This is a genomic window from Actinomadura sp. NPDC049382 (assembly GCF_040677125.1).
GTDB lineage: Bacteria > Actinomycetota > Actinomycetes > Streptosporangiales > Streptosporangiaceae > Spirillospora > Spirillospora geliboluensis.
On record NZ_JBFARO010000007.1, the window covers coordinates 1 to 22536 of the forward strand.

Consider the following 22536-nt stretch of genomic DNA (forward strand, 5'->3'; position numbering starts at 1 on the left):
GAGTGGCCTCCTCGTCCTTGCCCTCGATCAGGACGAGCTTGAGCGGAGGCTCGGCGACGGCGAAGTTGGCGTAGCCGGGACGACGCTTGGCCGGCTCGGTCGTCCTGACGCTGGGGAGGACGCCGGGCCGGCTGCGGGGCCCGGGCACCCGAGCGACCGGCGGCACCCCAGGCCGCTGCGGAATGGGGCGGCGACGCGGTGATGCTCAATCGGCTCGGACCAGAGTGTTCTGGCCGGCGTGCAGCAGCCAGGCCCCGTCGTCCTGCTTGGTCATGATGTACAGCGGGGTGCCCTCGGAAGCGCCGTCGGGGGCGTGGTAGACCTGCCTGACCTTGACGGCCGCCACGTCCGGCCGCAGGAACCGGGTGTGGACGGCTTGGTAGGTGACGTCTCCGTCCCAGTCGGCCCTCGGTAGCACGGCGCGGGTGAACTCGGCGATGGCGTCCAGACCGACCAGGACCTTGCCTTGGGCGGTCGTCCACAGCGCGTCGGGGTGGAACAGTGCCAAGAAGCCCTCGGTGTCCTTGGTGCACTGGGTGTGTTCGACGGCGGCCACGACCCGTGCGATGGCGCTGACGTCGGTGGATGGGGTGGGATCGGGGTTCACGACGATCTCGCTTTCTGAATGCGGGGGCCGGGGGCGGCCGCTGCGGCCGGTACGGGCATGGCGGCGGGGTCAGTGGGGGGAGCGGTCGGGGATGAGCGCGTTGCGCAGGAAGGCGTCGAAGCGCTGAAGCCAGGGGAAGTCGGTGCGCAGGGTGGGGATGTCGGCTTGGTAGCCGTCCTCTGCGAACCACTGGTACATCCGTTCCTCGATCGGCTTGGGCGCCAGCCGCGTGGGGACACCGGTCACCTGCTGGTAAGCCGCCGCCACCTGCTCGAAGCTGACGGCGTCCCCGGCGATCGCCAGCCGGGCGCCGAGATAGGCATCGGGTTCGGCGAACGCTTTGGCGGCGATCCGGCCGATGTCCGAGGCCGCGATCATCTGCATCGGGCGGTCGGGGACCACCGGTAGTTCCAGGACGCGTTCGTTGGTGGCGTCGGCGTACCACAGCAGGTTGTCCATGAAGAACACCGGCCGCAGGATCGTCGCCGACGGGAGGGTGGCGGCAATGTGCTCCTCTATGCGGGTCTTGGACTCGAAGTGGTCGATGCCGGTGGCGCGTTCGGCGCCGTCGACGGAGCTGTAGACCAGGTGCGCGACTCCTGCGACCCGGGCGGCGTCGGCCAGGGCGATCCCGCGGCGGACCTCGGTGGCCAGTTCCTCCTCGGTGACGGCCAGCGGCTGGACGCTGAACACGCCGTGGGCGCCGGCGGCCGCCCGGGCCAGTGACTCCGCATCATCGAGGTCGCCGCGCACCAGGGTCGCGCCGGCGCGGGCCAGGGCGCGGGCGGGGACCGCGTCCGCGTCGCGCACCAGGGCCCGTACGTTCCAGCCGTCGGCGAGCAGCGCCCGGGCGGTGCCACCGCCTTGGTTTCCGGTCGCTCCGGCGACGAGCACGGTCTTGGTCGAGTGCATAGGGTCCTCGTTTCCCTTTCAGTGCGGAGCAATTCGCTCCGCAGATCGAGGACACTACTGCGGAGTCATTCGCTCCGCAAGGTCTAGGATGACCGGCATGGGTGTCTCCAAACAGCAGCAGGCCCGGCAGGCCGAGGTCGCCCGTAACGACGAAGCCCTCCTGCAGGCCGCCCGGCGGGTGTTCGCGCGCGACGGGGTGCACGCCTCGGTCAACGCGATCGCCGAGGCCGCCGGGGTCGGCGTGGGCACGCTCTACCGGCGCTACAACGGCAAGGCCGCCTTGTACGAACGGCTGCTGGTGCTGTCGAACCAGCAGTGGATAGCGACCGTGCGGACGGCCGCCGACCACCCCGACCCGTGGCAGGGACTGCAGAACCTGGTCGTCGAGAGCGTCGAGTACGGCCAGGGCACGCTGGCCCCGCTGGGGAGGCTGACGTCGCTGCCCCCGCAGATGGCCGGCCTCGCGGCCTCGGCAGACCGGGACTTCGCTGTCCTGGTGGACCGCGCGCACGAGTGCGGCGGACTACGCCGGGACGTGACGGCGACCGACGTCCTCCTGCTCATCGAGCAGTTGGGCCGGTCGCCATTGGTCGAGCAGATCCAGGACGTGGACGACCCCGCGCTCACCACCGAAGCGCGGGCCGCCCGGCGCCGCCTGATCGCGATCGCCCTGGGCGGCCTCGCCGCCCAGCCGCGCGCCGACCTGCCCGGGCTGCCCCCCGCGCAACGCCTGCTGACGGCGCGTTGGCGAACCTGATCCGCCCCTCGGCCCCTGCACCGCGCAGGGCCGGGTCGGCTAGCGCTAGCCGGGCTCGTCCTCGGCCAGCGTCCACCGCGTACCCGAACTCCGGCCCTTCCTCCTGCTCATCGAACATCGGTACTCACCCTTTGGTGTGGAGGGAACGAGACTGGCCGTCAGTTCGGCCCGGGCGTCGGGTCGTGGATGATGCGGTGGATGGTGGAACGGCCGACGCTGTACTCGGTGGCCAGGTCGGCGAGGGAGACCTCGCCCTCGGCGTAGCGGCGGCGGATGGAACGCCGCGCTGGCTCGGGCAGCTTGGGCTGCTTGCCCTTCAGCTTGCCGTTCTTCTTGGCCAGGGCCATGCCCTCGCGGGTGCGCAGGTGGCCCAGGTTCGCCTCGAACTCCGCCACCATCGCCAGGGTCTGCAGGAACAGTCGGCCGAACGGGTCGTTCCAGTCGTAGACCGACCCGCCGAGCCCGAACAGCACGCCGCGGTCGGACAGGTCGGTGAGGATCTGGTTGGCCTCGGCCATGTTGCGGGCGAACCGGTCGAACTCGGTCACGGTGAACACGCTCTCGGGCCACACCGCGGCCAGCGCCCGGTCCAGGCCAGCGCGGTTGCGGCGGGTGGTCCCGGAGAAACCCCGGTCGATGTAGATCCGATCCTCGGGCACGCCGAGCCCGAGCAGCTGATCGGTCTGGAGCACGACGTCCTGCTCGTCGGTGGAGCAGCGGGCGTAGCCGACCCGGATCGCGTTCGGCGCGGCGTTGACGGCGTTCACGGGCTCCAGTGTTCCGGATAGGGCCCCGTCACCGGGACAGTTCGCGGAACACTCTTACGGAACAGTTCGACCTGGATGTCCGTCTCGGCTGGCCGGTGTTCCGGTGGGGGATCCCCTAACGGAACAGCGCCGGGTGGGGACTCAGGCAGGCGGTGTACCGAACAGCACGCGCGGTTCCAGGTCCAAGCGCGTGGTCGGGTCTGATCGGGCGGGGTGAGGTTGAGGGTCCAGTTGCCGAACCGGCGGATGGTGTGGTGGTGATGTAGGGCGAGACGGTGGCCAGGTCCTCGGTGTCGACGGGGTGGCCCTCGGCGGCTAGGGCGTTGGCGGCGTCGGTGATGTCGCAGGCGTTGGAGTAGATGACGCAGTTGGCGATCAGCTCGTTGAACGGGGGTTCCCCCCGAAGTGTGGACACCGGTTGTTATGCGGCTTGAGCCACCTTATCGGTCTGTTGTTCGTAGTTGATCGGGCTGGTGTGGCCGAGGGCCGAGTGCCTGCGCGTGGTGTTGTAGCGCGTGACCCACCGGAACACCGCCAGCCGGGCCTGGCGTGGCCCGGACCAGCGCTTGCGGCCCTGCAGGGTCTCTCGTTTCAGGCTGGCGTTGAACGCCTCGGCCAGGGCGTTGTCGGCGCTTGTGCCGACCGCGCCCATCGACTGGACGACGCCCAGGCGGGCGCAGGCGGCGGCGAAGTCAGCCGAGGTGTACTGGGCGCCGTGATCGGAGTGGAAGACGGCGCCGTCCAGCCGCCCGCCACGGGTGCGGGCCGCGGCCTCCAACGCGTCGATGACCAGCTCGGTGCGCATGTGGTCGGCGATCGACCAGCCCGCCAGCCGGCGTGAGTACAGGTCGATCACGGTCGCCAAGTAGAGGAACCTGCCGTCTGCGACCGGCAGGTAGGTGATGTCGCCCACGTACCGCTGGTTCGGTGCCGGGGCGCAGAAGTCCGCTTGATCAGGTCGCCCACCTTCTGGTGGGAGGGCTCGGGCACGGTGGTCCGGACCTTCCTGCGCAGGTGCACGCCGACGATGTCGAAGGCGCGCATCACCCGCTCGATGCGCTTGTGGTTCACCCGCCACCCCTGACCGCGCAGCTCGGCCGTGACCCGCGGCGACCCGTAGGTGCCGTCCTGATCGGCGTGGATCCGGCGGATCTGCTCGGCCAGCGCCTCGTCGGCACGGCGCCGCTCGGCCCGGGCCCGGCGGGCCTCCCGCCACCGGTAGTAGCCCGACCGGGAGACTTCAAGGACATGACACAGCCGCTTGACGCTGAACAGCTCACGATGGTCCTCAACGAACTGGAAGCGACTCACCAGTTCGTCTCTCCCGCGAGATACTTGGCCGCCCGACGCAGAATGTCGCGCTCGGCCTCCAGCTCGCGCACCTTGGCGCGCAGCTGCCGATTCTCCTGTTCAAGCACGGCGTCGGAGGCTACCGGGCCAGCACCCGGCTCGGGCCGCCGGGCCGGCCTGCCACCCTCGGCCTGCCGCCCGCCGGTCTGCCCGGCACGGGCCTGCCGCACCCACAGACGCAGCGTCTCCCGGTTGACACCCAGATCCCTGGCCACCGACGCATACGTCCGCGACGGATCCGACAGGTACAACGCCACCGCGTCGGCCTTGAACTCCTCGGAGTAGACCTTCATCCTCACACGGGACCCCTCTTACCCCCAGACCTTCCATGATCCAGGGCGCTCAGGGTGTCCACACTCCGGGGGGAGGGCCCGTGCGGTCTTCGGCGCCGCGGTAACGCTGCGTCGGGTACGGCAGTCGATGTCAGGGGCGGCGCAGCTGGGCACTGTCGCCATTGCTTGCGTCCCCGTACCCCCAGGTCAAGCCTTGGGCTTCCAGCTTGAAAGCCTGCAGAGCCGGGTTGAGTGAACAGCCGGAGGTCCGGCTGATCAAGCGGGTGGCCAGGAAGATGATCGGATCGTCTGCCGAGACGAGCACGCCGGCGGTCTCGCAGGCGGGACCGCCTGGAGCGCCCACCCGGGTCCGAACGGCCTCGGTGCCGACGGCGCCGTCACCGATGTCGAACTCCCTATGCAGACCGTTTCCGTCGGACCCGACCCAGCGGCCGTGGAGATCGGCCGGTACCGCCGTGTGGCGAGCGCGTGAGAGATCGCCGGACACCTTCCCGGCGGCCCAGTGGACCTGCGCGCCTTTCAACGTCATCTTCTGCGGCGGGTCGTCCTCGCATCTGCCCGGCGGGATGCTTCTGGTGAGGCGTGGACGCAGATCGACGGCGGGTGAGCTGGACGCCAGCCTTCCGACGTACTCGCAGAACATCCCGGGCTCCTGGGCCACGATGATCCTGGCGACGTCCTGGCCGAGTGCCCCCTGGGAAAGGGTGATCCGGCGTTGCCACCATGTCTCGGTGCCGGCCTGTTCGACCTCTCCCTCCCACGTCCCGACCATGGCGGGCGGCACGACGCCGTTGACGCTCTCGTCTTTGGTGCCCTGTTCTTTGGTGCCGGTGTTCCGCCCGGCGGTAGCCTCTCCATCATCGCCGGTGAGCGCGATGACCGTGGTCGCCGCGATCACGACGGCCGCGACGGCGCCGAGGGCGGGGTACAGCCGGCGGCGCGGTGCCGGACGGCGCCGGAAGGAGGCCGTGCTGGTGTGGCCGCTCCCGGGAGGGCCGGGGTGCGGGGACGGTGCGGCGTGAGCCGCCTCCAGGTCGGGGGTCTCCAGGTCGAGCAGGCCGGCGGTATGCCGACCCAGTTCGGTGGCGACCTCCCCGGGCAACCAGATCCGCGGGAACGGGGGCAAAGATCTTAGAATCGCCTCGAGTGTGGGGCGATCTTCCGGTGCTTTGGCCAGGCATGCCTCCACCAGGGTGCGAACCGGTCCGGACAGCCTGCCCAACTGCGGGTCTCCCTGCGTGACCTGGAGGAGCACCGCGTGCACGTTGTCGACGTCGGCGCCGAACGGTCGACGTCCGGTCGCGGCGTAGGCCAGCACCGACCCCAAGCTGAAGATGTCGCCGGCCGGGCTCGGTTCCGCCCCCCGCGCCTGCTCGGGCGACATGAAGGCGGGCGAGCCGATCAGGGCCCCGGTGCGGGTCGCCACGCCGGCGTCCACCGACCGCGCGATGCCGAAGTCGATCACCCGTGGGCCGTCGATGGTCACCATCACGTTGGACGGCTTGAGGTCGCGGTGGATCAGTCGATGGGCGTGCACAGCCTGTAACGCGCGGGCCAGCCCCGACGCCAGCGCGAGAACGGAGAGCTCGGGCAGCGGACCGTGCCGCTCGACCGTGTCCGCCAGCGTGGGACCGGGAACATAGCCGGTGGCCACCCACGGCTCATCCGATTCGGTGTCGGCGTCCAGCACCGGTGCCGTCCACTGGCCGCCGACCCGGCGCGCCGCCTCCACCTCGTGCCGGAACCGCTGCCGGAAGACCGGGTCCGCGGCCAGGTTGGCGTGCACCAGCTTCACGGCCACCATGCGCCCGCCGCGGGACCGGCCCAGATAGACCTGCCCCATGCCTCCCGCACCGAGCCGACCAATCAGCCGATAGTCGCCCATCGTCCGCGGATCTTCGAGCTGTAGCGCCTCCATAAATCCCCCTTATTGAAGATCAGCTGAAGACTAATGAGGTGTCCTGTCCGGACGCCACTGGACCATCGACTATTCACCCGCCGGTACCGGCCGACCTTCCCAACCACGAGCCGAGCCGCCTTTTACACTCACGTCGCCGGTGTCAGCCCGGCGTCCACCGCCGACACGGCCGCGGACGAATACTCGGGCAACGCGCGAGGCCCGGCGCGGCTCGGCAGAGAGGTCGACCGGACCGGGCGGCCTTTTGCGGGAGCACGCCCGGCCCGGGGTGCGGTTAGGGGACTACTTGGTGGCGTACTTCGCGATGGCGTCGCTCGCCACGTGGTTGTGCCGCCAGGACGGCAGGTGCTCGTAGATAAGCTCCCCGAACGCTGGTGCGAGCGGCTGGTCGACCCAACCGCGGAGGATCTCCGAGCCGACGGCGAGCCAGTTGACGGGGATCGCGCCGGCCTGAACGAGTCGCATGACCGCCGTGTCGTGTGTCTCTTTGGTGGTCGCCGCAGAGGCGTCGACGACGATGTAGACCTCGTAGCCGCGGTCGAGAGCGGTCAAGGCGGTCAGGGCGAGGCAGACGTCGGTCTGGATGCCCGCCATGATCAGCTTCTTGCGTCCGGCGGCCTCGATGGCCGCAGCGAACTGGTCGTTCTCGAAAGCGTCGAAGACCGGTGGACGGTGGATGACGGGAGTGTCGCCGAGGACCTGCGCGAGCTCGGGGTAGAGAGGGCCTGCGGGAAAGTCCTCGGGAGCGGCGGTGACGATCAGCGGTAGGTTGAACAGCTTCGCGGTTTTGGCCAGCGCGAGCGTGCCGTTGAGGTTCTCATCGATCGTGTGCGATCCGATGAGGTTCGAGAAACCGACCTCGTGATCGATGAGGACGACCGCGCTGTTGTCGGCGGTAAGTGGCGTGTGCGGCATGACTTTCTCCTTGGTTGTTTCCCTTGTGGTCACCGTGACGCGGCTGGTGTCAGTCAGCCGGCCTCTTGTGAGTCGCCACGAGCGTGAGGATGTCGCTCACGGTGGTGGTCACGCCGCCTGCTCCTTCCGGGAGCCGACCTCGCGGCGTACGACGGGGGCGACTTCGGCGCCGAGCAGTTCGATCGCCTTGAGGACGTCCTGCTGCGGCATCCCGCCGAAGCCGATCTGGATCAGGGCGCGGTCCAGGCCGTAGAGCTCGTGGTAGGCCAGCAGCTTCTCGATGACCTCATGCGGGCTGCCGACGACGAGTCCGGCGTTGGGGGCTGGGCTTCGATGGCGGCCCGCGGCATCGCGAACCCGCGGCCACGCTGGTGGTTGTTGGCCATCATGCCCTGCGCGAAGTAGGGGTACATCGTGTCGCGGGCGTCCTGGCTGGTACGCCCGACGTAGCCGTGGAGGTTGATGCTGGTGCGCAGCGTGGCGGGGTCGTGCCCGGCCTGCTGTGCGGCTTCTCGGTACAGGTCGATGGTCTGCTGGTGATTTGGTGCAGGAGCCGCGGCCGGCGATGATCTCGGCCCGGCCTCCGGAGAGCTGGTCGAGTGTGGCGATCTGTTCCCAGACCCGCACCGGGTCGTCGGAGCTGAGCACGGTGACCGCGCTGGTCAGCCTGATGTTCGTGGCGGCCTGGGCGGCTGCGGTCAGGACGACGGAGGGGGCCGAGCCGACGACGTCGGTGCGGTGGTGCTCGCCGACGGCGAACAGGTCGAGTCCGGCCTCGTCGGCGAGCCGCGCCTGCTCGATGGTTTCCCGGGCGCGCTGGTGCGCGGAAGGAAGCGTACCGGTAGCTGGGTCGGCGATGATCTCGGCGAACGTCATGAAGCCGATCTCGAAGGGGGATCGCTCCCCGGCGACTGTGGTGGGCAACGTGCTCTCCATACGGTCCTCGTGCGGATGCCGTTCGGTGTTCTGATCATAACAAGGTGTCTGCGCAGATAGATATTCCTTCCAGTGTACTGCCTGCGCAGACATGTACACCGGGCGATGAGGACGGCGGTCACGGTATGCTGCGGGGGTGGCGACTCCACGTCTGAGCGACCTTGAGAACGAGGCCTGGCGAGGTTTCCTTTATGCCCACGACCGCATCTGGCGTGAGATCGAGGCGGGGATCGCGCCACTGGGCGTGAGCATGGCCGAGTACAGTGTCCTGTCCCTGCTCGGTCGAGCCGGTCGCTCCGGCATGCGGATGTCCGAGCTGGCCAGGGATCGGCTGATGTCCACCGGTGGTTTCACCCGGCTCGCCGACCGGCTGGAGCGCCGCGGGCTCATCGAGCGTCAGCGTGCGGCCGGGGACGGACGCGGCTACGTCGCCGTCCTGACACCCGATGGGCACAACCTCCTGCGCAAGGCATGGAAGCAGCAGCATGCCGACCTGCGCCGACTCTTCCTCGACCGTTTGGACGACGACGACCTGCGCGACCTCACGCGGATCTGGTCACGCCTCGGGCCGGAGAGCGACGAGGGGGCGAGCCCGCGGTGACCGCACCGGCCGCAGGTGAACCGCTTGCCGATCACCTGCGGCCCGGCGGACACCGGCACGGCCTCCGGGTAGGTGTTGCAGCACGCCCGGGCCCTGACTGGTTGGGCGGTCATCACCGCACTGCCGGTGGGGATGGAAACTCAGGCATCCGTTTGCGGCAGTTCCCAGATGTCAGCGACCAGCGGAAAGCCCGCGGGGTCGATGTAGGAGCCGTTGTTCACGATCCTGTTGTTGGCGTGGCCGAGGGTGTGCAGGCTGAAGGCCGCCTGCAGCGCGTTCCACTGGCCCTGGATCTCCAGGGTCTGATTCACGGCCCTCTTGGCCATCTTCAGCCCGGCGGTGGGGCGGGTCGCGATCCGCTCGGCGAGGGCCAGCGTGGCCGACTCCAGGTCGGCTCGGGGGACCACCCGGCTGACCATGCCGATTTCCTTGGCCTCTGCCGCCGTCAGGACGTCGCCTGTGAGCAGCAGTTCCTTCGCACGGCGCGCACCGAACTCCCACGGATGCATGAACAGCTCGACGGCGCTCATCCCGAACGCCGTGACCGGGTCGGCGAAGCGCGCGTCCTCACTGGCCACGATCAGGTCATTGGGCCACGTGATCATCAAGCCGCCGGCGAACACGCGCCCCTGAACCGCGGCGATGCTCGGTTTGGGGAAGTTGCGCCAGCGCCAGTGCAGTTGCAGGAAGACCTCGTTCTCCCAGGCCATATCGCCCTCGACGCCGCCGAGCCCCAGTCCGCCCTCCAGCGTCACCTGGTCCATGCCGTCGGTGCTGAAGAGCCCATCGACGTCGTGCCCGATCGAGAAGTCCTGGCCCTCCGCGGCGAGGACGAACACGGAGATCGAGTCGTCGGCCGCGGCGCGCCGGTAGGCGGCGTCCAGCTGGTAGAGCAGGTGGACGTCCTGCAGATTCCCGGTCTCGGAGCGGGTGAGTGTCGCGCGGGCGACACGCTCGGCGGGTACGTCGTAGGTCACGCGGTCACCGAGCTTCACCGGCTCGGGCAGGGTGCTGTCGGCCATGTCATCCGTCCTTTCACAGTGTTGCGGGCGCTGGGCCCCTCACGGTCACGGTGGCGACCGGCCTCCCGGGCGGGCGCCACCATGCCGCCGGCGTCGGGATGAGCGAGGAGTCCATCGAGATCGCCCTTCCTCATGGGTGAAGTGACGCGAACAACCTGTCTGTGCAGACACTTATTCCGTCATGGCGGCATCACCTGGTCCGGGTGATGCCGGCACGGCGACGGGAAGGGGGCCTGGGCATCCGGCGACCATGTCCCGGTCGTTGATGTCAAAGATCAGGTGCCGCTCGGGGGAGGCGAGCAGCGCGGAGGTTCAGCATGTGGGCGTCACCGCGCAGCTGCACCGTGATCCCTGTGCGGGGTGCATTGCAGATAATTCCGGTTGACTAGGTCGAGAATGCCGGCCATGCTGATCGCATGCACTCTGGGCTCTCTCCGTGGACGCGGCCGCATGTCGATCTGGGACGGCTGGCCGGTGGCCTGTGTCACCGCGCCTTGCCCAGGTGACACACGGCGCAGGATCCGCTGACAGAGGGAGAGCAGGCGATGACGAACATGACCGTTATGGCGGACGACGTGGCGTCCGCGACGTTGACCGAACTGGCGGAGGATTGCTATGCCTGGCTGCCGCGGGTGCGGCTCAGCCCGCAGGGCCGCTGGTACGGGCGGCTGCGCCGGGATGGCGACCACGAGATCTGGCTGATCAACTGGCCGCCGGGTCAGACCACCGGGCTGCACGACCACGGTGGTTCGCGCGGTGCGTTCGCGGTGGCGCTGGGCAGCCTGCAGGAGCGTGACCTTGGCGCGGTGCGGGACGTGACGCCGGGCGGGTCCCGCGCGTTCGGGGCCGAGTACGTCCACGAGGTGCGCAACGTCTCGGCCGCCCCGGCGGTGAGCGTGCACGCCTACTCCCCGCCGCTGTCGTCCATGAACCGCTACGACCTTGCCGACGGCCGGCTGGTGCGGCTGGTGACCGAGGAGGCGGGCCAGTGGTGACGCGGTCGGCCGCGCGCGTCGTCGTGTTGGTGGGCAACCCCCGGCCGCGATCGCGCACCCGCGCGGTCGCGGTCCTGGCCGCCGAGGCCGTCGGCGGGCGCATCGGCCCGGCCGACCAGGAGATCATCGACCTCTCGGCGCTGGCGGTGGGGTTGGGCTCGTCCTCGGTCCCCGCCGCGGTGGAGAAGGCGGAACAGGCGGTCCTGGCCGCGGATGTGCTGGTGGTGGCGAGCCCGACCTACAAGGGCACCTATACGGGGCTGCTGAAGACCTTCCTGGATCGCCTGCCCGGCGCGGCGCTGGCCTCGGCCGCGGCTCTTCCGCTGATGGTCATGGGCAACGCACGGCACGCGCTGGCCGTCGAGGTGCATCTGCGCGCGGTGCTGGTGGAACTGGGGGCGTTCGTCCCGACTCCCGGGGCGGTGCTGCTGGAGGAGCAGGTCGAACGGGCGGGCGAGATCCTGGACGGCTGGGCCGGCCGGGTCGCGCCCCAGGTGACCGCGGTGCTTGGGGGCCGGAGCGCCGTCGCGTGAACCGTGCCGCCGCTGGACGCCTTCGTCGCAAGGCGTGCCTGTCGGCCGATCTGAGCGGCTGGCGGACGACGCCGACGATCTGGTCCGGGCGGCCGCCCTGGAGGCCCTCGCGGGGATCGGCTGCCCCGCGCCGCTGGACGCGGCGGCGGCCACCGCGCTCGGCTCGCTCGTCAAGGCGCTGGACGGCCCGAACCTGGACGTGCGCAAGGCGGCCGTGATCAATCTGGGCCGCTGGGCCGGCACCGAGACCGACGCCGCCGATGCGCTCCGCCGCGCCTGCTCCGACCCCGACGCCGACGTCAGGGCGTACGCGCGGCGGTCACTGACCCCTGCGCCGTGACATCCGGCGGGCCCGCCGCTTCTGGCGGGCCGGGCAACCCTGCGCCGGTGCTCCCGGCCCGCTGCTCGTTTCGTGGTGTGCCGGCGTCGGGGCCGGTCCTCAGTGTGCCGGACGCCATATTCATGTATTTCCTATTGACTTACTAGGAAATATTGGCCAGAGTGACTGCCGTGAGTCCCCTCGTCCCCCTCGTCGCCCGTCTGCACGTCGATCTCCGGCTGCAGGCGAGCGCCCTGTGTCCGCGCTGACGACGCGATCCCGGCAGGCCCGGGCGCACCGCTCCGGCCGCCCGCCTGTTCGCTGACCGACCCTGTCCGCCGACCGGCTTCCCATGAAGGGGCTTGGAGTCCCATGTCCACATCCTCCGTCGATCTCGCGCGCCCGGCCGCCCGGGCGCGCTCCAGACCCCCATCTCCGCCGCGGCCCCGCCCCGGGCTGCGGGTCGTCAGCCCGCTGGCGCTGCTGATCCTCTGGCAGGTCGCGAGCAGCGCGGGCGTCCTGCCCGAGCGGCTGCTGGCGTCGCCCGCGACCGTCGCCGACACGGCGGTGGCCTTGACCGCCGACGGGACGCTCGGCGAGGCCGTCGCGATCTCCTTGCAGCGGGCGCTCATCGGTTTCCTCATCGGAGCGGTCGCCGGGCTCTCCCTGGCACTGCTGGCCGGGCTCAGCCGCCCCGGCGAGAGCGTCGTCGATCCGCCGATGCAGATGCTGCGCGCGCTCCCGCTGTTCGGCCTGATCCCGCTCTTCATCCTCTGGTTCGGGATCGGAGAGACCCCCAAGGTCGTCCTGGTGGCCTTCGGCGTGCTCTTCCCGATCTACCTGAACACCTACGCCGGCATTCGCGGCGTGGACGCCAGGCTCGCCGAGGTCGGGCAGGTCCTGCGGCTCGGCCGGACCGCGCTGATCAGGCACATCGTGCTGCCCGGCGCGCTGCCGCAGACGCTGGTCGGGCTGCGGCAGAGCCTCGGCATCGCCTGGCTCGCCCTGATCGTGGCCGAGCAGATCAACGCGAGCACGGGGCTCGGCTTCATGATCAACGACGCCCGCGAGTTCCTGCGCATCGACATCGTCGTGGTCGGGCTGCTCGTTTACGCGATCCTCGGCCTCGCCACCGACGCCTTGGTGCGGCTGCTGGAAGGGAGGGCGCTGTCATGGCGACGCGGACTGCTCGGAACGTGAACGGCGCCGACGCCGGCCCGCAGGCCACCAATACCGGCACGGCGGATTCCACCGCCACCAGTCCGGTCGTCCGGATCCGGGGGCTGACCAAGCGGTTCGGGGCCCGCAGCGTCCTGGACGGCGTGGACCTGGACATCGAGCGCGGGGAGTTCGTCGCCCTGCTCGGCCGCAGCGGCTCGGGCAAGTCCACGCTGCTGCGAGTGCTCGCCGGACTCGACGGCGGCGCCGCCGGCGACCTGCACGTCGACGGCACGGCGGCCGTGGCCTTCCAGGAACCGCGCCTGGTTCCCTGGAAGCGCGTGCTGAGCAACGTCACACTCGGGCTGCGAGCCCCCGACCCGGTCGCCGCAGCCGAGCGCGCACTGGCGGAGGTCGCGCTGACCGACCGCCGGGACGTGTGGCCGCTCACCCTCTCCGGAGGCGAAGCCCAGCGGGTCTCCCTCGCCCGCGCCCTGGTGCGCAACCCCGACCTGCTGCTGCTCGACGAGCCGTTCAGCGCGCTCGACGCGCTGACGCGCATCAACATCCACCGGCTCGTGCTCGACCTGTGGGCCAGGCACAGCCCCGGTGTCCTGCTGGTCACCCACGACGTGGACGAGGCGCTGCTGCTCGCCGACCGCGTTCTGGTACTGGACGGCGGCCGGATCGCGCACCAGTCCACGGTCGACCTGCCCCGCCCCCGCCGCCGCGACCAACGCGAACTCATCGACCTGCGCTCCACCCTCCTCGCCCGGCTGGGCGTGACCATCGAAGGAACGACATGACCAGACGGCATGCCGCTGTGCTCCTGCTGACCGCGCTTCTCACGGCGGTGACCTCCTGCTCCTCCGGCGACAAAGCGGCCGAGCCGGGGGAAGTGGTGCTACGCGTCGGAGACCAGAAGGGCGCCAGCGTGCAGGAGATGCTCACGGCCGCCGGCCAGCTCGACGGCCTCACCTACAAGATCAAATGGTCGCTGTTCACCTCCGGCCCGCCGATCCTCGAAGGCGTCAACGCCGGGGCCGTCGACTTCGGCTCCGTCGGCAACACCCCACCGGTGTTCGCGGCGGCGTCCAAGGCCCGCATCATCATCGTCGGCGCCACCGAGTCCCGCCTGACGGGGCAGGCCATCGTGGTGCCCAAGGGCTCCCCGTTGCGTTCGCCGACCGAGCTCAAGGGCAAGAAGGTCGCCGTCGCCAAGGGCAGCTCGGCCAACTACCACCTGCTGTCGGTGCTCAAGAAGAACGGGCTCGGGTTCGGCGACATCCAGACGCAGTACCTCCAGCCCGCCGACGCCCTCGCCGCGCTCACCGGCGGCCGCGTGGATGCCTGGGCGACCTGGGAGCCCTACACCGCCCAGGCCGAACTGGAGAACGGCGCCCGCATCCTGGCCGACGGCCGCGGCTACACCAACGGCTACGGCTTCCAGGTCACCTCCAAAGACACCCTCAAGGACAAGGAGCGGACCGCCGCCCTCAAGGACTTCCTCGCCCGCTACCAGCGCGCGATCCAGTGGTCCAACACCCACCCTGCGCAATGGGCGGGCATCTGGGCGAAACAGACCCGGCTGCCCGTACCGGTCGCCGAGCGCGCCGTCGATCGCCGCCTCGCCGACATCATTCCCATCGACGACTCGGTGATCGCCTCCGAACAGCAGATCGCCGACTCCTTCTCCGGTGTCGGCCTGATCCCCGGCAAGGTCACGATCGCCGACTTCTTCGACCGGCGTTTCAACGACCTCGCCACGGCGGCACGTCAAGGGAAGTGACACGATGACCCTGCGATTCCACTGGTTCCTGCCCACCACCGGCGACGGCCGGACACTCGTCGGCGGAGGCCACAGCGTGCCCAAGGGAGTAGGCGTGCCCGCAGGAGCGGCGGGCACCGCCGACCGCTTCCGCACTCCAGACATCGACTACCTCGCCCAGGTCGCCCGGACCGCCGAGCATCTGGGGTTCGAGGCCGTCCTCACCCCCACGGGCACCTGGTGCGAGGACGCCTGGCTGGTGACTTCGGCGCTCGTCCGTGAGACCCGCCGGCTGAAGTTCCTGGTCGCCTTCCGGCCCGGCCTGATCTCTCCGACCCTGGCGGCCCAGATGGCCGCGACCTACCAGCGCATCTCCGGCGGACGGCTCGCGCTCAACGTGGTCACCGGAGGGGAGGCGGCCGAGCAGCGGCGCTTCGGCGACCACCTCGACCACGATGAACGCTACTCCCGCACCGAGGAGTTCCTGTCGGTCGTGCGGGGCGCCTGGGGGGCCGAGCCCTTCGACTACACCGGCGAGCACTACCGGGTGGAAGGCGCCACCGTGCGGCAGCCTCCCGACCCCGTCCCGCCGATCTACTTCGGCGGCTCGTCCGGCGCCGCGGGCCCGGTCGCGGCTCGCCACGCCGACGTCTACCTCACCTGGGGCGAGCCGCCCGACCAGGTCGCCGCCAAGATCGCCCACATCAGCCAGCTGGCCGAGCGTCAGGGCCGCACGCTCCGGTTCGGCATCCGGTTGCACACCCTCAGCCGCGACACTGCGGAGCGGGCCTGGCGGGAGGCCGGACGGCTGCTGGACAGCCTCGATCCCGCCGCCGTCGCCAAGGCGCAGCAGGCCCTGGCCGCCAGCGAATCGGTCGGCCAGCGGCGGATGCGCTCCCTGCACCAGCGGTACCGGGACGGCGGCGGCGTGGACGCCCGTCAGCTGGAGATCTACCCCAACCTGTGGGCGGGTGTCGGCCTGGTGCGCGGCGGCGCCGGAACCGCCCTGGTCGGCAGCCACACCGAGGTCGCCGACCGGATCGAGGAGTACGCCGCCATCGGGATCGAGGAGTTCATCCTCTCCGGCTATCCGCACATCGAGGAGGCCTACTGGTTCGGTGAGGGCGTGCTGCCCGAACTCCGCCGGCGCGGTAGGACACCCGACCTGCGCGCCACCGCCTGAGTCGGCCACCGGTCGAGGCTTCAGGGCCCCGGCCGGCGGCGGCGAATCTTTATCTCTAATTCCCGTAGGAAATATGAACCATCTCGGTTGGGGCACGAGAACGCGACTCGGGAGGTCGGATGCGGACGGTGGCGATCACCGGTGGCGGAGCCAGCGGAGCGCTGGCCGCCGCGCATCTCGCGCGCCGGACGGCGGGACCGCTGCGAACGGTGCTGATAGACCGGGACGCGCGGCACGGTCTGGGGCAGGCCTACTCGACGACCGACCCGCGTCACCTGCTGAACGTCTGCGCGGGGAAGATGAGCGCCTTCGGCGACGTTCCCGACCACCTGCTGCGATGGGCCCGCTCACGGGGCATGGACGTCGCGGACGAGGACTATCTGCCCCGCATGGTCTACGGACGGTACCTGCGCGCGATTCTCGACGAGCACCGGGACCGGATCCGCCTGGTGACGGGAAACGTGACGGCCCTCGCCCCGCCGTCCGAGGGCAGGGCCGCACGCCTCACCTTCACGGACGGACGGAGCCTCGACGCCGACGCCGCGGTCGTGGCCACCGGGAACCGTACGTCCCCCGGTGCGCGGATGCCGGCGGGCGGTCGCCGCATCCCGGACCCGTGGGCGCCCGATGCGCTCGACGGCGTTCGGGACGGCGCCCCGGTCCTGGTGGTCGAAACCGGTCTGACCATGCTCGACGTCGCCGTGACGCTCGCCGAGGCGCATCCCGGCACGGTCGTCCACGCGGTGTCACGGCACGGTCTGCTGCCGCAACCCCACCACATACATCTACCTACTCTGAAAGTAGGCCGACCTGCGCAGCCCCGCTGGGTCGGCCGACAACCCGCGCACCCGCACCGGCGCGCCGCAACCGCTCGCGGCCGCGGCGCTGTCCGCCGGATGTGGCGGCCCGGCCGCCGAGCCCCGAGCCCGCCGCGCTCGCAAGCTGCTCGCCCGCTGAAAGAGGCACCGGCATGACCATGACGGAAATCGACCTGCGCCGCGTCTACGGCGCCTACCCCACCGGTGTCGCCGCGGTGGCGGGTCTCGTCGGCGGACGGCCCGTCGGCATGGCCGCCAGCTCGTTCGTGCCGGTGTCACTGGATCCGCCGCTGGTGTCGGTCTGCATGGCGCACAGCTCCACTACCTGGCCTCTGCTGCGCGACCTGCCGCACATCGGGATCAGCGTGCTCGGCGCGCACCAGGAGGAGGCGGCTCGGCGGCTCGGCGCCCGCGGCGGTGACCGCTTCGCCGGAATCGCGTGGCGCTCCACGCCCGACGGCTGCGTGCTCATCGAGGGCGCCGCCGCCTGGTACGACTGCGCGGTCGAGCACCGGGTCCGCTCAGGCGACCACGACATCGTGGTGCTGCGGGTCCATGATCTGGATGCCGCCGCCGAGATCCCTCCTTTGGTCTTTCATGCGAGCCGCTTCCGCCGGCTGCCCTGACCCGATGCACCGCCCCGGCGTGTTTCAGAAGATCCTGGTGAGGACGCCGGACTCGACCACGACGAGGCCGCCGATGATGACGAAGAAGGCAGGGACGAGCCAGTGGCCGTAGGCTTTGGCGATCTTCTTGTGGGTGCCGAGCCCCGGAAGCCGCCAGGCACCACGGGGCGACTCCGATGGCGAACACGCGCCGTTGGCGATGGTCACTCGAACTGCACCACTTCGGCTGGAACGCCCGCAGCAGCGCCTTCGCCTACGCCGGCCACCACACCGAGGGGCCGGAGCGGCGTTACCTGCTGCCGCCGGGACTTCGGTCCTCGAACGTGACCCCGCCGGCCTGACCGATGATCCCGGCCCCGTCCGAAGACACCTCGAGCGTGGCATGGCGACCTGTAATCTCCATGTGAAAAGTGCCTTCTGAACTGGCGCGGACAGGACCTCGACAAGCCCTACCCTCCCAGCTCGGAGGCACTTTTCTTGTCTGAACGGTCACTCTCGACCCCCGCGTTCCGCGTAATTCGGCGGGCTGGAGACGCGGATCTTGGCTCTGAGCTGGGCGGAGATGGGTGGGGCCGCCTGGAGGGCGCTTCTCTAGGCGGTGGTGTTGATGCTGGTCAGCGGGGTGTGGGCTGGAGGTCGATGATCTGCTTGGGCTGGGGCGACCGGCAAGACGAACTCGTCGAACGCCTCCAAGCCCCCTACAACCCCCGCATCCTCCGGACCGTCCGCGCCCCCATGAACCAACCGGGCAGCCTTCAGGATCGAGTCGACCAAGTCGCGGACCTCGCCGACCGCCTCGGCCCAGTACGCCAGCGCGCACCACAACCCCTCCCGCCCATCACCTCAGACGACGTCCGCTTGGTCTGCTGGGTCGCCATCACGCCTCCCTTGGACCCCTAGGCCCTGTTTAGAAAGTGGTGTTGGCCAGGGCTTGTAGCCAGATGTTGATGGCAGCGACCTGGACAGTGGCTTGGTAGCGGACGGCGTGTCAATCCCCTGAAAGCGTGGAGACGGAGATTCTTCTCAGCGGCGATGCTCATATCCTCGCCGCGGCGTGGAGCGGTCCCGGACCGGCTCCGCGACGCCGTCCGCCGCCGTGCCGTCACGCGGGTCTCGCGGCCGCGAGCACCTCGCCTTTGCGCGGTCGTGCCGTCGTGCCCGCTCGCGGCTCTGAAAGGTCTTGACATCGGGCCACGAAGCTGGCGTACTTCAATACACACTTACCTAAAGAGTAAGTGATATCGCCATGACGTAGGAGGTGAGGGAGCATGCGCGTCAGCACTCAAGGTCGTGACTCCTGCGATGTGGGCATAGTCGGTGCCTTCCAGGACCCGTTCGCCGTCTGCGTGCCGGACCGGGTCGCCTGACCGAACGGGCGGTGCGTCCACGCCCCCGCCCCGCGCCCACTGCGTCCTCCGTGCCCGCCGCCCGCTCCGGCTCCCGTCACTCGTGCCCGTACTTTCCAGCCCACCCCTGCGATCGCCGAACGAGGAGCCCGCGATGCAACGTGCCACAGCGTCCCCGCGACACGAAAAGGACCATCATGGAACGAGCGGCAAGGCAGCGATCCTCGTCACCGTCCTGTGCTGGCTCGCCGTCGTCGCCGACGGCTTCGACCTGATCGTCTACGGCAGCGTCCTGCCCACCCTCGACGACGAGCCCGGATGGAACGTCGGGGCCAAGGGGCTGAGCGTCATCGGTGCGGTCACCTTCCTCGGCATGCTGATCGGCGCGATCGTCACCGGCCTGCTGAGCGACCGCCTCGGCCGGCGGCTCCCGCTGATCACCTGCCTCGTCTGGTTCTCGCTCTGCATGATCGGAAGCGCCCTCGCCCCCTCGCCCGAGGTGCTCGGGATCGCGCGCTTCCTTGCCGGGCTGGGGCTCGGCGGGCTGCTCCCCACGGCGTCCGCCCTGCTGATGGAGTACGCGCCACCCCGGCATCGCGTGCTCATCTACGCGATGGCGATCTCCGGCATCCCGCTGGGCGGGGTGCTCGCGGCCATGCTGTCGCTGCCGCTGCTGCCCGAGCCCGGCTGGCGGGTGCTGTTCATGATCGGCGCCGCGCCGCTGGTCCTCATCGTCCCGGTCGCCCTGCGCTACCTGCCGGAATCCTTGGAGTATCTGGTGAGCCGCGGACGGACGGAGGAGGCCGCGGCGGTCGCCGGCCGGTTCGGCGTCCCACTGCCGTCGCAGGCCCCGGCCGAGGACGCGGTCGGGCCGTCAGCCTCCCTGTTCCGCGGCCGCAACCTCACCGCCTCGCTGTGCTTCTGGGTCGCCACGTTCCTGGCCCTGCTCACCTGGTACGGCCTCGGGACGTGGCTCCCCGGGATCATGCGGGAGGCCGGCTACGAGCTCGGCTCCGCGGTCGGGGCGCTGCTGGTCCTCAGCATCGGCGGGGTCATCGGCTCGTGCCTGATCGCGGCCGTGGGGGACCGGCTGGGATACCGCTCCGTCGCCATCGCGTCCTTCCTCACCGCCGGGACCTCCCTCTTCCTGCTCAGCATCCCGGCCGGGACGCTCGTCCTGTATCTGCTGTTGGCCGTCGCGGGCTCGGCGGCCGTGTCCACCCAGGTGCTCATCAACAGCTTCGTCGGCGTCTACTTCCCTCCGCAGCGGCGCGCCGGCGCGCTCGGCTGGACGCTCGGCGTGGGCCGCACCGGCGCCATCGTCGGCCCGCTGTCGATCGGCCTGATCGTCGACACCGGCATGTCGTACCAGTGGAACTTCTACCTGTTCGGGGCGTGCGCCCTGCTGGGCGCGATCGCGATCACGATGGTGCCGTCCGGCGCCGGCGGACACGCCTGAGCGGGGGCGGCGCGCCCGAGCGGGAGGCGGCGTCCCGCCCGGCGGCAGGCACCGCCGGGCGGGGACTCCGCCGGGTTGGACGGCCAACGGGGCGCCGGCCCGCAGACGGTCGCTCGACAGGGCCGCGGCGCGATCCGCAGCAGAACGAGCGCGTTCGTCGTTCCCGTAACGCGGTTGGTGCTGAGCTCGCCGCACGACAGCAGTGATGGATGACCACCCATTCGCCGTCCGGCCGCAGGGTGGGGCTTGGCGGCGCCATCCGCACGCCGCCCGTTCGGGCCGTCCCTGCGCCGCCGGGCGCACGGCCATCCGCATCAGGATGAGCTGGCTGTCGTCACCGCGGACGGGGCTGGACGCGAGCCCGCCGCATCGCGCGCAGCGGCGGACGGCCATCCAGTCGCCGTTGCGCGGCCCCGCGATGGAGATCGGCACCATGTGCGTCCCGCACTGCGAAGGCCCGCCCTCGCGGTCGAGGACGTGCCGCGGGTACAGGCGGCTCGGGCACGGCCGGGCCGACGGTTCACGGCCGGCCTGCCGCCCGGCACCCGCTGCCGGCCGGCAGGCCGCAGGCCGCCCCGGAATGCCGCTCGGCCGGGATTCTGTGATACCGAATCTCGTGGTCAGGCCACCATCGCGTTCCTAGCATCGTCCCGACCGAGGCCCCCGGAGCCGCGATGAGCGCGGTCCGCGGAACACGGCGCAGACACTTCATATGGCCCTCGTATTCAGCGTCACCTTTCCTAGTCCACATCGATAACTCGGGGGAAAGGAGTGGTCATGTCAGTCACGACACCGCGGGAGCCCAGCCGCTCCAAGCGCGCCGGCGCCCAGGCCGCCGACCCGGTCGAACGGCATCCCGTGTCGCGGCGCGCCGTCGTCGCGAGCAGCTTCGGGAACTTCGTCGAATGGTTCGACTACTCGGTCTACGGCTTCTTCGCGACCGTCATCGCCGGGGCGTTCTTCCCTTCGGAGAACGAGACGGCGTCGCTGATGGCGTCGTTCGCCGCCTTCGGGCTCACGTTCGCGGCCCGGCCGCTCGGCGCGTTCGTGTTCGGGCACTTCGGTGACCGGCTCGGGCGGCGGACGGCGCTCGCGGTCTCGGTGCTCATGATGGGCTTCGCGTCCCTGGCGATCGGCCTGCTGCCGTCCTTCGCGACGATCGGCCTGTGGGCGCCGGTGCTGCTGGTGGCGGCACGGCTCACGCAGGGCTTCTCTGCGGGCGGAGAGGCCGGCGGCTCGTCGTCCTACCTCGCGGAGTCGGCTCCGCCCGGGAAACGGGGGCTGTACACGAGCTGGCAGCAGTTCACGATCGTCCTCGGCCTGCTCGCCGGGTCGGGCTCCGGCGTCCTGCTGTCGACCGCCCTTTCCGAGGACGCCCTGCAGGCCTGGGGCTGGCGGCTTCCGTTCCTGCTCGGCGGGCTGATGGCCGTCATCGGGCTCTACCTGCGGCTGAACCTGGACGACACGCCGGCCTTCCGCGAGCTGGCGGACGAAGGGGAGGTGGACGGCGCGCCGCTGCTGACCATCTTCCGCACCCATTGGCGGACCTTGCTCAAGGCCGTCGGGTTCTTCGTCTCGACGTCGGTGACGAACTACACGCTGTTCGTCTACATGCCGTCCTACGCCAACACCGAGCTGGGCGTGCCCATGTCGCGGGCGCTGCTGTCGAACTCCATCGCGCTCGGCCTGGTCGTCTGCCTCATCCCGTTGGTGGGCATCCTGTCGGACCGGCTCGGCAGACGTCCTCTGCTGCTGTTCTTCAACGGCTCGCTGGTGCTCGCGACGTACCCGCTGTTCCTGTTCGTCTCGGCGGGCACCTTCCCCACTCTGGTGGCCGCGCAGCTGGTCTTCGCCGTGCTCGCCTCGTTCGGGTTCGGCGCCGGGACGGCCCTCTACACGGAGATGTTCCCGACCCGCGTCCGCTATACGGGAATCGGCGTGAGCCTCGGCGTCTCGGCCGCGATATTCGGCGGGTCCGCCCCGTTCATCTCGACCTGGCTGGTGTCCGCGACCGGCGACCGGATCGCCCCCGCGTTCTACCTCATCGCCGCCGCGCTGGTCTCGTTCGTCGCCGTCTACCTGATCGCCGAGACCTATCGCTCGCCGCTGAGAAAGAAATGACCCTTGCAGTCATCGGCCGGTCCGGCGCGCCCGACGCGGGCGTGCCGGACCGGCCGCCGCAACGACGAAAGGCAGGACCATGACCGTTTCCAACGGCGGCGCCCCCGCGGCGGCGTCCGGACCCGCGGGCGC

Annotated in this window: 24 protein-coding genes and 4 pseudogenes; 13 read left to right on the forward strand and 15 right to left on the reverse strand. The window is 70.4% G+C overall.

Annotated elements, in window-relative coordinates:
- The 3 genes and pseudogenes from AB0K34_RS06805 to AB0K34_RS06815 form a co-directional block, all read right to left on the reverse strand.
- Positions 1-97: pseudogene (locus AB0K34_RS06805) on the reverse strand (glyoxalase/bleomycin resistance/dioxygenase family protein); the annotation flags it as partial.
- Between the two features lie 108 nt (positions 98-205).
- The gene (locus AB0K34_RS06810) at positions 206-607 is read right to left on the reverse strand and encodes an SgcJ/EcaC family oxidoreductase (RefSeq protein WP_301174091.1); all 402 of its coding nucleotides are present in this window, start codon (positions 605-607) and stop codon (positions 206-208) included.
- 69 nt (positions 608-676) lie between these two features.
- Positions 677-1519: an NmrA/HSCARG family protein gene (locus AB0K34_RS06815; RefSeq protein ID WP_301174092.1), complete on the reverse strand. Its 843-nt coding sequence runs from the start codon at positions 1517-1519 to the stop codon at positions 677-679.
- A 97-nt stretch (positions 1520-1616) separates the two neighbouring features.
- Here AB0K34_RS06815 and AB0K34_RS06820 point away from each other — a divergent pair, with 97 nt between their 5' ends.
- Positions 1617-2276 carry a TetR/AcrR family transcriptional regulator gene (locus tag AB0K34_RS06820; RefSeq protein WP_138638571.1) on the forward strand — a complete coding sequence of 220 codons (660 nt, stop codon included), beginning with the start codon at positions 1617-1619 and terminating at the stop codon, positions 2274-2276.
- A 158-nt stretch (positions 2277-2434) separates the two neighbouring features.
- On the opposite strand, the gene AB0K34_RS06825 is transcribed toward AB0K34_RS06820, so the two are convergent.
- From AB0K34_RS06825 to AB0K34_RS06865, 9 genes and pseudogenes are all read right to left on the reverse strand, one after another.
- On the reverse strand, positions 2435-3043 hold the full coding sequence (locus AB0K34_RS06825; protein WP_240808054.1) for a recombinase family protein: 609 nt from the start codon (positions 3041-3043) through the stop codon (positions 2435-2437).
- A gap of 115 nt (positions 3044-3158) precedes the next feature.
- Positions 3159-3458 carry a Tn3 family transposase gene (locus tag AB0K34_RS06830; RefSeq protein WP_205719416.1) on the reverse strand — a complete coding sequence of 100 codons (300 nt, stop codon included), beginning with the start codon at positions 3456-3458 and terminating at the stop codon, positions 3159-3161.
- A 6-nt stretch (positions 3459-3464) separates the two neighbouring features.
- Entirely contained in the window at positions 3465-4121 is a 657-nt protein-coding gene (locus AB0K34_RS06835; RefSeq protein WP_301174093.1) for an IS3 family transposase, read from the reverse strand.
- A pseudogene (locus AB0K34_RS06840) lies at positions 4106-4354 on the reverse strand (IS3 family transposase); the annotation flags it as partial. The gene AB0K34_RS06835 and the pseudogene AB0K34_RS06840, both read right to left, overlap by 16 nt.
- The gene (locus tag AB0K34_RS06845) at positions 4351-4686 is read right to left on the reverse strand and encodes a transposase (RefSeq protein WP_240808057.1); all 336 of its coding nucleotides are present in this window, start codon (positions 4684-4686) and stop codon (positions 4351-4353) included. The pseudogene AB0K34_RS06840 and the gene AB0K34_RS06845, both read right to left, overlap by 4 nt.
- Before the next feature lie 130 nt (positions 4687-4816).
- The gene (locus tag AB0K34_RS06850; protein WP_138638572.1) at positions 4817-6604 is read right to left on the reverse strand and encodes a serine/threonine-protein kinase; all 1788 of its coding nucleotides are present in this window, start codon (positions 6602-6604) and stop codon (positions 4817-4819) included.
- A gap of 282 nt (positions 6605-6886) precedes the next feature.
- Positions 6887-7519 (reverse strand): isochorismatase family protein, encoded by a 633-nt coding sequence (locus tag AB0K34_RS06855; RefSeq protein ID WP_138638573.1) that lies wholly within the window; start codon positions 7517-7519, stop codon positions 6887-6889.
- A 230-nt stretch (positions 7520-7749) separates the two neighbouring features.
- A complete protein-coding gene (locus tag AB0K34_RS06860; RefSeq protein ID WP_356948722.1) occupies positions 7750-8046 on the reverse strand; it encodes an LLM class flavin-dependent oxidoreductase in 297 nt (98 codons plus the stop codon).
- 34 nt (positions 8047-8080) lie between these two features.
- Positions 8081-8548, reverse strand: a pseudogene (locus tag AB0K34_RS06865) (LLM class flavin-dependent oxidoreductase); the annotation flags it as partial.
- Between the two features lie 43 nt (positions 8549-8591).
- Here AB0K34_RS06865 and AB0K34_RS06870 point away from each other — a divergent pair.
- Positions 8592-9056 (forward strand): MarR family transcriptional regulator, encoded by a 465-nt coding sequence (locus tag AB0K34_RS06870; RefSeq protein WP_138638574.1) that lies wholly within the window; start codon positions 8592-8594, stop codon positions 9054-9056.
- Between the two features lie 140 nt (positions 9057-9196).
- Here AB0K34_RS06870 and AB0K34_RS06875 read toward each other — a convergent pair whose 3' ends face one another.
- On the reverse strand, positions 9197-10078 hold the full coding sequence (locus AB0K34_RS06875) for an enoyl-CoA hydratase (RefSeq protein ID WP_138638575.1): 882 nt from the start codon (positions 10076-10078) through the stop codon (positions 9197-9199).
- Between the two features lie 545 nt (positions 10079-10623).
- On the opposite strand from AB0K34_RS06875, the gene AB0K34_RS06880 reads away from it, so the two are divergent.
- The 9 genes from AB0K34_RS06880 to AB0K34_RS06920 all read left to right on the forward strand — a co-directional run bounded on the left by AB0K34_RS06880 (position 10624) and on the right by AB0K34_RS06920 (position 17478).
- Positions 10624-11073, forward strand: coding sequence for a cysteine dioxygenase family protein (locus AB0K34_RS06880; RefSeq protein ID WP_138638576.1), 450 nt, complete (start codon positions 10624-10626; stop codon positions 11071-11073).
- Complete coding sequence (locus AB0K34_RS06885; protein WP_240808058.1) at positions 11067-11606, forward strand: NAD(P)H-dependent oxidoreductase; 540 nt, start codon at positions 11067-11069, stop codon at positions 11604-11606. The genes AB0K34_RS06880 and AB0K34_RS06885 overlap by 7 nt, the downstream gene beginning before the upstream one ends.
- A gap of 34 nt (positions 11607-11640) precedes the next feature.
- Entirely contained in the window at positions 11641-11946 is a 306-nt protein-coding gene (locus tag AB0K34_RS06890; protein WP_240808059.1) for a HEAT repeat domain-containing protein, read from the forward strand.
- A gap of 351 nt (positions 11947-12297) precedes the next feature.
- Entirely contained in the window at positions 12298-13125 is an 828-nt protein-coding gene (locus AB0K34_RS06895) for an ABC transporter permease (RefSeq protein ID WP_138638578.1), read from the forward strand.
- Positions 13098-13889 (forward strand): ABC transporter ATP-binding protein, encoded by a 792-nt coding sequence (locus AB0K34_RS06900; RefSeq protein WP_301174094.1) that lies wholly within the window; start codon positions 13098-13100, stop codon positions 13887-13889. Before AB0K34_RS06895 ends, AB0K34_RS06900 begins: the two co-directional genes overlap by 28 nt.
- Positions 13886-14872, forward strand: coding sequence for an ABC transporter substrate-binding protein (locus tag AB0K34_RS06905; RefSeq protein WP_138638580.1), 987 nt, complete (start codon positions 13886-13888; stop codon positions 14870-14872). The genes AB0K34_RS06900 and AB0K34_RS06905 overlap by 4 nt, the downstream gene beginning before the upstream one ends.
- A gap of 4 nt (positions 14873-14876) precedes the next feature.
- Entirely contained in the window at positions 14877-16034 is a 1158-nt protein-coding gene (locus AB0K34_RS06910; protein ID WP_138638581.1) for an LLM class flavin-dependent oxidoreductase, read from the forward strand.
- 119 nt (positions 16035-16153) lie between these two features.
- On the forward strand, positions 16154-17008 hold the full coding sequence (locus tag AB0K34_RS06915; RefSeq protein WP_138638582.1) for an FAD/NAD(P)-binding protein: 855 nt from the start codon (positions 16154-16156) through the stop codon (positions 17006-17008).
- Positions 17005-17478, forward strand: coding sequence for a flavin reductase family protein (locus AB0K34_RS06920; protein ID WP_138638583.1), 474 nt, complete (start codon positions 17005-17007; stop codon positions 17476-17478). Before AB0K34_RS06915 ends, AB0K34_RS06920 begins: the two co-directional genes overlap by 4 nt.
- 24 nt (positions 17479-17502) lie before the next feature.
- On the opposite strand, the gene AB0K34_RS06925 is transcribed toward AB0K34_RS06920, so the two are convergent.
- The gene (locus AB0K34_RS06925) at positions 17503-17685 is read right to left on the reverse strand and encodes a hypothetical protein (protein WP_138638584.1); all 183 of its coding nucleotides are present in this window, start codon (positions 17683-17685) and stop codon (positions 17503-17505) included.
- A gap of 1293 nt (positions 17686-18978) precedes the next feature.
- On the opposite strand from AB0K34_RS06925, the gene AB0K34_RS06930 reads away from it, so the two are divergent.
- Complete coding sequence (locus tag AB0K34_RS06930) at positions 18979-20283, forward strand: aromatic acid/H+ symport family MFS transporter (RefSeq protein ID WP_138641457.1); 1305 nt, start codon at positions 18979-18981, stop codon at positions 20281-20283.
- A gap of 324 nt (positions 20284-20607) precedes the next feature.
- Here AB0K34_RS06930 and AB0K34_RS06935 read toward each other — a convergent pair.
- Positions 20608-20907, reverse strand: a pseudogene (locus AB0K34_RS06935) (RNHCP domain-containing protein); the annotation flags it as partial.
- 153 nt (positions 20908-21060) lie between these two features.
- On the opposite strand from AB0K34_RS06935, the gene AB0K34_RS06940 reads away from it, so the two are divergent.
- A complete protein-coding gene (locus tag AB0K34_RS06940) occupies positions 21061-22404 on the forward strand; it encodes an MFS transporter (protein ID WP_138641456.1) in 1344 nt (447 codons plus the stop codon).
- The last annotated feature ends 132 nt before the right edge of the window (positions 22405-22536 follow it).

Coding starts and splice junctions, on each gene's coding strand:
- AB0K34_RS06815 (WP_301174092.1), bottom strand. CDS start 1,519: ATGCACTCGACCAAGACCGTGCTCGTCGCCGGAGCGACCGGAAACCAA.
- AB0K34_RS06820 (WP_138638571.1), top strand. CDS start 1,617: ATGGGTGTCTCCAAACAGCAGCAGGCCCGGCAGGCCGAGGTCGCCCGT.
- AB0K34_RS06845 (WP_240808057.1), bottom strand. CDS start 4,686: ATGAAGGTCTACTCCGAGGAGTTCAAGGCCGACGCGGTGGCGTTGTAC.
- AB0K34_RS06850 (WP_138638572.1), bottom strand. CDS start 6,604: ATGGAGGCGCTACAGCTCGAAGATCCGCGGACGATGGGCGACTATCGG.
- AB0K34_RS06855 (WP_138638573.1), bottom strand. CDS start 7,519: ATGCCGCACACGCCACTTACCGCCGACAACAGCGCGGTCGTCCTCATC.
- AB0K34_RS06875 (WP_138638575.1), bottom strand. CDS start 10,078: ATGGCCGACAGCACCCTGCCCGAGCCGGTGAAGCTCGGTGACCGCGTG.
- AB0K34_RS06880 (WP_138638576.1), top strand. CDS start 10,624: ATGACGAACATGACCGTTATGGCGGACGACGTGGCGTCCGCGACGTTG.
- AB0K34_RS06895 (WP_138638578.1), top strand. CDS start 12,298: ATGTCCACATCCTCCGTCGATCTCGCGCGCCCGGCCGCCCGGGCGCGC.
- AB0K34_RS06900 (WP_301174094.1), top strand. CDS start 13,098: ATGGCGACGCGGACTGCTCGGAACGTGAACGGCGCCGACGCCGGCCCG.
- AB0K34_RS06905 (WP_138638580.1), top strand. CDS start 13,886: ATGACCAGACGGCATGCCGCTGTGCTCCTGCTGACCGCGCTTCTCACG.
- AB0K34_RS06910 (WP_138638581.1), top strand. CDS start 14,877: ATGACCCTGCGATTCCACTGGTTCCTGCCCACCACCGGCGACGGCCGG.
- AB0K34_RS06915 (WP_138638582.1), top strand. CDS start 16,154: ATGCGGACGGTGGCGATCACCGGTGGCGGAGCCAGCGGAGCGCTGGCC.
- AB0K34_RS06920 (WP_138638583.1), top strand. CDS start 17,005: ATGACCATGACGGAAATCGACCTGCGCCGCGTCTACGGCGCCTACCCC.
- AB0K34_RS06930 (WP_138641457.1), top strand. CDS start 18,979: ATGCAACGTGCCACAGCGTCCCCGCGACACGAAAAGGACCATCATGGA.
- AB0K34_RS06940 (WP_138641456.1), top strand. CDS start 21,061: ATGTCAGTCACGACACCGCGGGAGCCCAGCCGCTCCAAGCGCGCCGGC.